This window comes from Acidisoma sp., assembly GCF_035492295.1.
Taxonomy (GTDB): Bacteria; Pseudomonadota; Alphaproteobacteria; order Acetobacterales; family Acetobacteraceae; genus Acidisoma.
The window spans coordinates 1-9,687 of sequence record NZ_DATJJK010000267.1 but is presented as its reverse complement, the minus strand read 5'-3'; the positions used below and the strand labels follow the sequence as shown (position 1 = coordinate 9,687).

The window sequence follows — 9,687 nt, the reverse complement described above, 5'->3', positions numbered from 1 at the left end:
GCCATTTGTGATCTGATCAGAGGGAGCAGGACATGAAACTCACACCCTTGCATGACCGCGTCGTGGTCAGGCGCCTGGAACAGGAGCGCAGAACGGCGGGTGGCATTGTCATCCCCGATACGGCGGGCGAAAAGCCGGACCAGGGAGAAGTGATCGCCGTTGGCCCCGGCAGGCGGCTGGAGGACGGCAGCCGTTGCGTGCCCGACGTGAAGATCGGCGACTGCGTGCTGTTCGGCAAATACGCCGGCACGACAGCCAAGGTTGAAGGGGAGGAACTGCTGGTGATGCGCGAAGACGACCTGCTGGGCGTCGTCACGTCCGGACCGGCACAGTAGGCCAGCCAGCGGCCAGCCAGCGCCATCCCCTTTTGTCTGGTTTGCCAGGAGGTACACGAAAATGTCCGCCAAAGATGTCCAGTTTCACGAACTCGCCCGCCAGCATATCCTCACGGGCGTGAACATCCTGGCCGATGCGGTCAAGGTCACGCTCGGTCCCCGGGGGCGAAATGTTGTCCTCGAGCGATCGTACGGCGCACCGACGGTCACGAAGGACGGGGTTTCGGTCGCAAAGGAAATCGAGCTGCGCGACCGGTTCGAGAACATGGGGGCACAGATGGTCAGGCAGGTCGCCGCCAAAACCTCGGATGTTGCCGGCGACGGAACGACGACCGCCACCGTGCTGGCCCAGGCGATCGTACGGGAAGGCATGAAGTATGTCGCTTCCGGCCTGAATCCGATGGACCTCAAGCGAGGTATCGACCAGGCGACGGCCGCGATCGTCGAGGAACTCAGGAAAATCTCGCGCGCAGTCACGACCAGCCGCGAGATCACGCAAGTCGGCACCGTCTCGGCCAACGCGGACGAGGAAATCGGCAGCCTCATCGCACAAGCGATGGACAGGGTCGGCAAGGACGGCGCGGTCACCCTCGAAGAGGGCAAGTCATTGCAAAGCGAACTCGAGGTCGTCGAGGGCATGCAGTTCGACCGCGGGTGGCTGTCGCCTTACTTCATCAACGATCCCGAGAAACAGTCGGCTGTCCTTGAGGAACCGTACATCCTCGTGCACGACAAAAAGATCTCGTCGATCCGCGACCTGCTGCCGGTGCTCGAGGCCGTGGCCAAGGCGGGCAAGCCGCTACTCATCATCGCCGAGGATGTCGAGGGCGAAGCCCTGACCACGCTGGTGGTGAATTCCCTGCGCGGCATCCTGAAAACGGTTGCCGTGAAGGCCCCGGGTTTCGGTGACCGGCGCAAGGCGATGCTGGCAGACATTGCGACGCTGACCGGCGGCCTGGTCATCTCGGAGGAAACCGGCGGCAAGCTCGAAAATGTGAAGCTCGAAGACCTCGGGCGGGCGAAACGCGCGGAGATCGAAAAAGAGGCGACCACGATCATCGATGGGGCCGGTGACCGGAAGACAATTGACGGGCGCGTCCAGGCGCTCCGTCGTCAGATCAAGGAAACGACAAGCGACTATGACAGGGAGAAGCTGCAGGAGCGCATCGCGAAGCTGTCCGGTGGCGTCGCGGTCATCAGGGTGGGGGCCGCTACCGAAGTGGAGATGAAGGAGCGCAAGGCACGTGTCGAGGATGCGCTGCACGCAACACGCGCGGCGGTTGAGGAAGGCATCGTGCCGGGCGGCGGCGTCGCGCTGACGCGTGCGTCCACTGTCCTCGTCGGTGTGAAGGGCGACAATGCCGATCAGACCTTCGGCGTCGACATCATCCGCAAGGCGATCCAGGCTCCGCTGCGCCAGATTGCCGAGAATGCCGGTGCCGATGGCGCCGTCATCGCCGGCAAGATCCTCGAGAAGGACGAATACACCTGGGGCTACGACGCGCAGACGGGTGACTTCAAGGACCTCGTGACTGCCGGTATCATCGACCCCACGAAGGTCGTGCGCACGGCGCTGCAGGACGCGGCTTCGGTCGCCGGCCTGCTCGTGACGACCGAGGCGATGGTTGCCGAGCGTCCCGAGAAGAAGGCTCCGGCCGGCGGCCCTGGCGGCGGCATGGGCGGCATGGGCGACATGGACTTCTGAGAACGGCCTGATCCGGCCGGGGCGGCTCACGCCGACCTGGCCGGATCTTCCGTTGGATTTAGGAAACGAGGGGCGGCTTTGGCCGCCCCTTTTTCTATGACGGCTTGGTAATCCATTCCGATTGACAAGCCTTGCCGTTTTCTGCATGGCTAATACGCATTGAAATTCTGGCCTGCCTTGTTGCGCCTCTGTCCGACGGCGTCGTCAAGTCCATAAGGCCCGAGTGTTGTGGCGCGCGGTTTATTCGAGACGGAGATGAGTACAGCTATGGCGATCGGCACTGTGAAGTGGTTCAACACCACCAAGGGCTTTGGGTTCATCATGCCTCAGGATGGTGGCAAGGACGTTTTCGTCCACATCACGGCGGTTCAGGCCGCTGGCCTTCGTGGCCTCAATGAGGGGCAGAAGGTGAGCTACGAAGTCGCCATGGAGCGCGGCAAGGCGGCTGCGACCAACCTCAAAGCGATCTAACGATCGTCTTTTCCGCACCCTCTTCGGGGGCTGTCGCGAACCGTGCATAAAAATGGGGCGTGCCGTCTGGCGCGCCCCATTTTGCATGCGGTTCGGTCGCCCTCGGCCGGTCAGCCGACGATGCGCAGGCGCGGGCGGCGGGCCATCGAGAGGTCGCGATAAATAGCGAGGTAGTCCTCTGCCATGCGCCGCGCGGTGAATCGGCGCTCGAAGGTCGCGCGCACCTGCGCCCGGGAGATTTCCGGCAAGCGGCGAAGGGCCGCGACTGCACCCATCTCATCCTCGACAATGAAGCCCGTGATGCCCTCGTCGATAATCTCCGGCACCGAGCCGTGATTGTAGGCGATCACGGGCGTGCCACAGGCCATGGCTTCGATCATGACCAGGCCGAACGGCTCCGGCCAATCGATCGGCATCAGCAACGCCTGCGCATTGCCCAGGAATGCGGGCTTCTGCGCCTCGTTAATCTCCCCCACAAGTTCAACCCCGCCTTCGGCGAGCATCGGTTCGATGACGGTCTCGAAATATTCGAGGTCGACCTTGTCCACCTTGGCGGCGATCTTGAGCGGGATGCCCGCGGCCCGCGCGATGCGGATCGCCCGGTCGGGGCGCTTCTCCGGGCAGATACGGCCGAGGAAGGCGAGATAGGACGGGCGCGCTGCCGGATGTGGGGTCAGTAGGTCTGCCGGCAGGCCGTGCAGCACGGTGCCGACATAATTGGCTTCTTTGAGCGGCCGGCGCTGCGATTCCGAAATCGAAACCACGTTCATCGGCGGCAGTTCGGCATAGACAGGCCGAAGTTCCGGCAAGTCGAGGCGGCCATGCAGGGTTGTGACGTAGGGGATATGATGCCGCGCGAAGAGCGAAGCCGGCCAGTAGTCCAGATGGAAGTGGAGAACATCGAACTCATCGGCCCGCTGGCGCACCCGCTCCAGCAGCATGGCAAGCGGTGCCAAACCGTCCCGGATGGTCGGGTCGAGGCGGAGTGCCTGCGGCCAAACAGCGTCGAGTTCTGCGCGGGTCACGCTGTCGCCGCTGGCAAACAAGGTCACGTCGTGGCCGAGATTGACGAGTTCTTCGGTCAGGTAGGACACGACCCGTTCCGTGCCGCCGTAAAATTTCGGGGGCACCGCTTCGGCCAAGGGGGCAATCTGGGCAATCCGCATGCTCTCATCTCCATTGCAGTCGGCGGGCATCTGCTTTGTCGAAGCAACAGATAGGAGCGGTTTCTGGCCATGCTGGGGCAAATCGCTGCCACAGTTGCCCCATTTGCGATGCAGAGCAACTAAGATGCGGAAAAGTTAGAGAATCACGACGGGTTCACAAATTGGTGCAGCGCAAGAGAAATAAAAAACCCGCCCAAAAGGGCGGGTTTTTTAGGCGTCTTGGGTCGTGACGAGGCTCAGAAGCCTTCGCGCTCCAGCCGCTTGCGCTCCATCTTGCGGGCACGACGCACGGCTTCCGCGGCCTCACGCGCGCGGCGCTCGGACGGCTTTTCGAAATGGCGACGCAGCTTCATCTCGCGAAAAATACCTTCGCGCTGCATCTTCTTCTTCAGCGCCTTGAGCGCCTGATCGACATTGTTGTCACGAACGAGAACCTGCACCTGGCCGCCTGCTCCATCTCACCGAATTGCTATAAGGTCGGGACCGCAAAAGGAAATACGCATCCCGGATCAGGCGGGCGCTATATCATGATCGCCCGTCTGCTCCAAACCCTTTCCGTTTCATTTCTGCCGGAGCTGCCATTGGCCCTTCTCAAGATCGCCCGTATGGGCCACCCGGTTCTTCTCGGCCGGGCGGAGCCGGTGACGGATCCCACGCACCCTGAGATCCAACGCCTGATCGATGACATGATCGAGACCATGATGGATGCCGGGGGCGTCGGCCTGGCCGCCCCGCAAGTTCATGTTCCGCTTCGCCTTTTCGTCTTCCACCTGCCGTCGGCGCGGGTCGCTGCGGAGGATGCAGAGGGGGTAGACGGCGCGCTGCCACCGCGGGCCGTGATCAACCCCGAGATCCGCCCGGGCAGCGAGGAGCGGCGCCTCGGTTGGGAGGGCTGCCTCTCGATCCCGGGGCTGCGCGCCGCCGTCCCTCGCTTCGCGCAGATCACCTATACCGGCCTCGATCGTGACGGCCTTGCCATACGGCGGACCGCGGAGGGGCTTCATGCTGTGGTGGTGCAACACGAGACCGACCATCTCGATGGCATTCTCTATCCGATGCGAATGGAGAATTTCTCCCTCATGGGCTTCAACGAGGAACTCGCCCGGTTCCAGCCGGCGCTCCCGAACGCAGGAGAAGGATAGTGACGGAAGGGCCGAACCCCGCTCCCGACGCCGATGTCGCGGCGCTTGACGTCATGCTGCCCTTCGTGCCGGTCCATGGCTGGACGCGGCATGCCCTGGCCGCGGGCCTGGGCGCCGTGGGTCGCGACCCGGCAGAGGCGGCGTTCCTCTTTCCTGGCGGCACGACCGAAATGCTCGAAAGCTTTTTCGCAGTGACCCTGGCGCGGGCGGTACAAACCGCCGCTCCCCAGGTCGCCAGCGAGATGCGGCTCTCTAAGCGCGTGCGGGCGGTTCTGGCCGCCTTTCTCGCCGCGCTCGATCCGCACAAGGAAGCGGCGCGCCGCGCCTTCGCATTACTCCTGCTGCCGCATCACGCCCGGCTTGCAACCCGGATCCTCTCCCGCCTCGCCGATGGCATCTGGGAGGCGGCGGGAGACCAGTCCGAGGATGCAAGCTGGTACACCAAGCGCGCGAGTCTTGGCGCCATCCTGATGCCGACGCTGCTCTATTGGTTGAACGATATCGAAGCCGACCAGGCCGGGAGCCTCGCCTTTTTCGATCGCAGGTTGGCGGGGCTCGGCCGTTTCGGCCGCATGCGGGCGCGCCTCCGTGGCACCTGCGGGGGGCTCATGGGTCGCCGCATGCGCCGTACGGACCGGCCAGCCGCATGATCATGGATTTGCTGTGCCGCAGACCGCGGCACTAAGGAAGAGGCATGCCCCGCGTACGGATCGTCCACACCACCGAATACAACTACGCGTCCCCGGTGACGCTTGCGGAGCATCGCCTGATGATGCGTCCGCGGGACAGCCACGACCTCCGGCTTCTGGATGCGACGCTCGGCATCGTGCCGGCGGGTGCCACGATCCGCTGGGCGCATGACGTCTTCGGCAATTCCATCTGCTATCTCGACTGGCCGAAGGGGCGCACCGATTTCCTGCGCATCGTCTCCACCCTGGATCTCGAACATTACCCTGGCCACGAAGCGCTGCCGATCGAACCTGCGGCCGAGACCTATCCCTTCCGCTATGCGGGGGACGAGTATCCCGACCTCAGCCGTCTCATCGAACCGCATTACCCCGATCCGGATCGGCAGGTGGAGGCCTGGGCGCGTCGCTTCCTGCGGCCCGCTGGCAATACGCAGACAAGGGAACTGCTCATCGCCATGACCGAGGCGATCAAGGCGGACTTCACCTATGAGGCGCGCGAGACGAAGGGTACCCATGCCCCGCTCCAAACCTTGGCGTCGAAGCGGGGCGCCTGCCGGGATTTCGCCGTTCTGATGATGGAGGCGGCGCGCGCGCTTGGCTTCGCCGCCCGGTTCGTTTCCGGGTATCTCTACGATCCGGCGCTGATCGACTGTGTCGACCCCATGATCGGCGGCGGCACCACCCATGCCTGGTGCGCGATCTACCTGCCCGGCGCGGGCTGGGTGGAATACGACCCGACGAACGGCCTGGTCGCCGGGCGCAATCTCATTCGTGTCTGCACCGCGCGCGAGCCGCACCAGGCGACGCCGCTCTCGGGTGGCTATATCGGCCGGCCTGAGGATTTTCTCGACATGACGGTCAATGTCGAGGTCATGGTAGGCGATCCGCCCGGTTTCGATTTTCGGGCGAAGGATGCGGTGGCCGGCCCGCCGAATGGCCGCATGCCCACTGCCGTCGCGCTGGCCACCCGCCAGCCGGATGCGAAAGTGGCTACCCCTGCCGAACTGGGGACGGAGGCATCTTTGGGCGATCTCGACCTCACACCCTCTTGAGGTAACGCAAAGCGCTCCCTACCTTGGTCTATAAAGTGACGCCGTCGCCTCATGAGGGACGGGTGCTACCAGTCGCCTTGAGTGAAAAGGGACAGATCATATGGATATTGAGAAATTCACCGAACGGTCGCGTGGCTTCCTGCAGGCCGCCCAGACCATTGCGATCCGCGAATTTCATCAGCGGATCACGCCTGACCATCTGTTAAAGGCCTTGTTGGACGACCCCGAGGGGGCGGCCTCTGGCCTTATCCGTGCCGCGGGTGGCGATCCGGCGATCGCGCAGCGGGCGGTCGATCTTGAGATCGCGAAGAATCCGAAGGTACAGGGCGGTGGCGCCGGGCAGCCGCAGATCACGCCGGATCTCGTCCGCGTGCTGGATGCGGCGCAGACCGCTGCGCAGAAAGCGGGGGACGATTACGTCGCCCAGGATCGGCTGCTTGTTGCCCTCGCCGCAAGCGACGGCCCGGCCGCGCGGGCTTTGCGCGAAGCCGGGGCGACCGCCCAGGCGCTGGACCGGGCAGTCACCGAAATGCGCAAGGGGCGCAAGGTGACCAGCCAGGCCGCCGAATCCACCTTCGACGCGCTGAAGAAATACGCCCGGGACGTGACCGAACTGGCGCGGAGCGGCAAGCTCGACCCGGTCATCGGCCGGGACGAGGAAATCCGTCGCACCATCCAGGTCCTTGCCCGCCGTACCAAGAACAATCCCGTGCTCATCGGCGAGCCGGGTGTGGGCAAAACGGCGATCGTGGAGGGGCTCGCGTCCCGCATCGTCAACGGGGACGTGCCGGAGGCGCTCAAGAACAAGAAGCTGCTGGCGCTCGACCTCGGGGCCATGGTGGCGGGCGCCAAATATCGCGGCGAGTTCGAGGAGCGGCTGAAGGCCGTGCTGCAGGAGATCGAGGCGGCGGCCGGCGAGGTCATTCTCTTCATCGACGAGATGCACACGCTGGTTGGTGCGGGCAAGGCGGACGGCGCCATGGATGCCTCCAACCTGATCAAGCCGGAGCTCGCCCGCGGCGCGCTGCATTGCATCGGCGCCACGACGCTCGACGAATATCGCAAGCATGTGGAGAAGGACGCGGCCCTTGCCAGGCGCTTCCAGCCAGTCTTCGTGGGCGAGCCTTCCGTCGGGGACACGATTTCCATTCTTCGTGGCATCAAGGAGAAATACGAGCTGCATCACGGTGTGCGCATCACCGATGGCGCGCTCGTGGCTGCCGCGACCCTCTCCAACCGCTACATTGCCGACCGCTTCCTGCCCGACAAGGCGATCGACCTCATGGATGAGGCGGCGAGCCGGCTGCGCATGGAGGTCGACAGCAAGCCCGAAGAGTTGGATGAGCTCGACCGCCGGCTGCTGCAGCTCAAGATCGAGCGCGAGGCGCTGAAGCGTGAGGAGGATGCGGCGTCCCGCGACCGGCTGGAGAAGCTGGAGCGCGAAATCTCCGACCTGCAGGAGCGGTCGGACGCCATGACCATGACTTGGCGCAACGAGAAGGAGCGTCTGCAGGGAGCGCAGAAGCTCAAAGAAAAGCTCGATCAGGCGCGCAGTGAGGTCGAGGGTGCGCAGCGGCGCGGCGATCTCGGCCGTGCCTCGGAGCTCATGTATGGCGTCATCCCGCAACTGGAGCGCGATATCGCGGCCAGCCAGTCCGATGATCGTCTTGTCAACGAGGCGGTGACCGAGGAGGGGATTGCCTCCGTCGTGTCGCGTTGGACCGGCGTGCCGATGGAACGGATGCTGGAAGGCGAACGCGCCAAGTTGCTGCGCATGGAGGATGAGCTGCGCCGCCGCGTGGTCGGGCAGGAGGATGCGCTCCGTGCGGTCTCCAATGCCGTCCGGCGGGCGCGGGCCGGGCTGCAGGACCCGAACCGGCCGATCGGCAGTTTTCTGTTCCTTGGCCCCACCGGTGTCGGCAAGACGGAGCTGACCAAGGCTTTGGCCGGCTTCCTGTTCGATGACGAGAAGGCGCTGCTGCGCATCGACATGAGCGAGTTCATGGAGAAACACGCGGTCTCGCGCCTGATCGGCGCGCCGCCGGGCTATGTCGGCTACGACGAGGGTGGTGTGCTCACCGAGGCGGTGCGGCGCCGGCCCTATCAGGTGATCCTCTTCGACGAGGTCGAGAAGGCGCATGAGGACGTCTTCAACATCCTGCTCCAGGTGCTGGATGACGGCAGGCTTACTGACGGCCAGGGGCGGACGGTCGATTTCCGCAACACGATCATCGTGCTGACGAGCAATCTCGGCAGCGAGATCCTGGCGGCGCAGCCCGAGGGTGAATCGGCCGCCATGGTGCAGGGCCAGGTGATGAATATCGTGCGCAGCCATTTCCGGCCGGAATTCCTCAACCGTCTGGACGAGGTCATTCTGTTCCGCCGTCTGCAGCGGGGGGATATGGCAACGATCGTTGATATCCAGCTGCAGCGCCTGCGGGAGCTTCTGGCCGATCGCAAGATCACGCTGGAACTCGATGCCTCGGCGCGGGAATGGCTGGCGAATGAGGGCTACGATCCGGTCTATGGCGCGCGGCCGCTCAAGCGCGTCATCCAGCGGCAGCTGCAGAACCCGTTGGCCGGGCTGATCCTGGAAGGGGCCATTCATGACGGCGAGATCGTGCCCGTCACGGCGGGCCGCGAGGGGCTGATCATCAACGGCCGGGTCGCCGAAGCAGCGTAATGCATGGGATCCCGCCTGGGGGCTTTCCAGGCGGGATCAGCGCTCTTCGCATGTCTAGCTACCGTTCCCGCATATTCTTGCATGGGCCGCATGCGTCACAAAAATCGGCGCCAATTTCGGCGAATGGGTGCGGGAAATCACCTAAATAGTTGATTTATATAGAGATATGCCCGGGTCGGGAAATGTCACTGGGCTGACTTTTCCGCGTTGACAGGGAGGGGTGGGACCCGTAGAAGGCGCTCCACCGACGAGGCGCGGTTGACGGCGGAAACGCCGAAAACGAAAAAACGTAGTCCTCGTCACTGTTCTTTGAGAATTGCATCTGAATGGAAGGGATATGTTGGTGGCGCCTGAGGGAATCCTGCGTGAGCGGGTTTTCTGGTTTAGGTTTGTCTGATTGGGCAGGTTCGACTGTGAGCTTTGCTTGGTTGGTTAGAGCTTAAG

General features: G+C 63.9%; 9 protein-coding genes. 7 read left to right on the top strand and 2 right to left on the bottom strand.

What is annotated here, in order from left to right:
* Positions 1-32: 32 nt before the first annotated feature.
* From VL752_RS19935 to VL752_RS19925, 3 genes are all read left to right on the top strand, one after another.
* Complete coding sequence (locus VL752_RS19935) at positions 33-335, top strand: co-chaperone GroES (RefSeq protein ID WP_091790591.1); 303 nt, start codon at positions 33-35, stop codon at positions 333-335.
* 61 nt (positions 336-396) lie between these two features.
* A complete protein-coding gene (gene groL, locus VL752_RS19930; protein WP_325357981.1) occupies positions 397-2,040 on the top strand; it encodes a chaperonin GroEL in 1,644 nt (547 codons plus the stop codon).
* A 267-nt stretch (positions 2,041-2,307) separates the two neighbouring features.
* Positions 2,308-2,511, top strand: a complete 204-nt coding sequence (locus VL752_RS19925) for a cold-shock protein (protein WP_227309180.1) — start codon at positions 2,308-2,310, stop codon at positions 2,509-2,511.
* A gap of 110 nt (positions 2,512-2,621) precedes the next feature.
* On the opposite strand, the gene VL752_RS19920 is transcribed toward VL752_RS19925, so the two are convergent.
* Together VL752_RS19920 and rpsU are read right to left on the bottom strand one after the other, a co-directional pair.
* Positions 2,622-3,677, bottom strand: a complete 1,056-nt coding sequence (locus tag VL752_RS19920; protein WP_325357979.1) for a glycosyltransferase family 4 protein — start codon at positions 3,675-3,677, stop codon at positions 2,622-2,624.
* 236 nt (positions 3,678-3,913) lie between these two features.
* Positions 3,914-4,117: a 30S ribosomal protein S21 gene (gene rpsU, locus VL752_RS19915; protein ID WP_141459012.1), complete on the bottom strand. Its 204-nt coding sequence runs from the start codon at positions 4,115-4,117 to the stop codon at positions 3,914-3,916.
* A gap of 141 nt (positions 4,118-4,258) precedes the next feature.
* On the opposite strand from rpsU, the gene def reads away from it, so the two are divergent.
* From def to clpB, 4 genes are all read left to right on the top strand, one after another.
* On the top strand, positions 4,259-4,819 hold the full coding sequence (def, locus tag VL752_RS19910; protein ID WP_325357985.1) for a peptide deformylase: 561 nt from the start codon (positions 4,259-4,261) through the stop codon (positions 4,817-4,819).
* Positions 4,819-5,469, top strand: a complete 651-nt coding sequence (locus VL752_RS19905) for a COQ9 family protein (protein WP_325357974.1) — start codon at positions 4,819-4,821, stop codon at positions 5,467-5,469. The genes def and VL752_RS19905 overlap by 1 nt, the downstream gene beginning before the upstream one ends.
* A 44-nt stretch (positions 5,470-5,513) precedes the next feature.
* Positions 5,514-6,560: a transglutaminase family protein gene (locus tag VL752_RS19900; protein ID WP_325357972.1), complete on the top strand. Its 1,047-nt coding sequence runs from the start codon at positions 5,514-5,516 to the stop codon at positions 6,558-6,560.
* Positions 6,561-6,660: 100 nt separating this feature from the next.
* The gene (gene clpB / locus VL752_RS19895; RefSeq protein ID WP_325357970.1) at positions 6,661-9,243 is read left to right on the top strand and encodes an ATP-dependent chaperone ClpB; all 2,583 of its coding nucleotides are present in this window, start codon (positions 6,661-6,663) and stop codon (positions 9,241-9,243) included.
* Positions 9,244-9,687: the final 444 nt, after the last annotated feature.

Coding starts and splice junctions, on each gene's coding strand:
- VL752_RS19925 (WP_227309180.1), top strand. CDS start 2,308: ATGGCGATCGGCACTGTGAAGTGGTTCAACACCACCAAGGGCTTTGGG.
- groL (WP_325357981.1), top strand. CDS start 397: ATGTCCGCCAAAGATGTCCAGTTTCACGAACTCGCCCGCCAGCATATC.
- VL752_RS19900 (WP_325357972.1), top strand. CDS start 5,514: ATGCCCCGCGTACGGATCGTCCACACCACCGAATACAACTACGCGTCC.
- VL752_RS19920 (WP_325357979.1), bottom strand. CDS start 3,677: ATGCGGATTGCCCAGATTGCCCCCTTGGCCGAAGCGGTGCCCCCGAAA.
- clpB (WP_325357970.1), top strand. CDS start 6,661: ATGGATATTGAGAAATTCACCGAACGGTCGCGTGGCTTCCTGCAGGCC.
- VL752_RS19935 (WP_091790591.1), top strand. CDS start 33: ATGAAACTCACACCCTTGCATGACCGCGTCGTGGTCAGGCGCCTGGAA.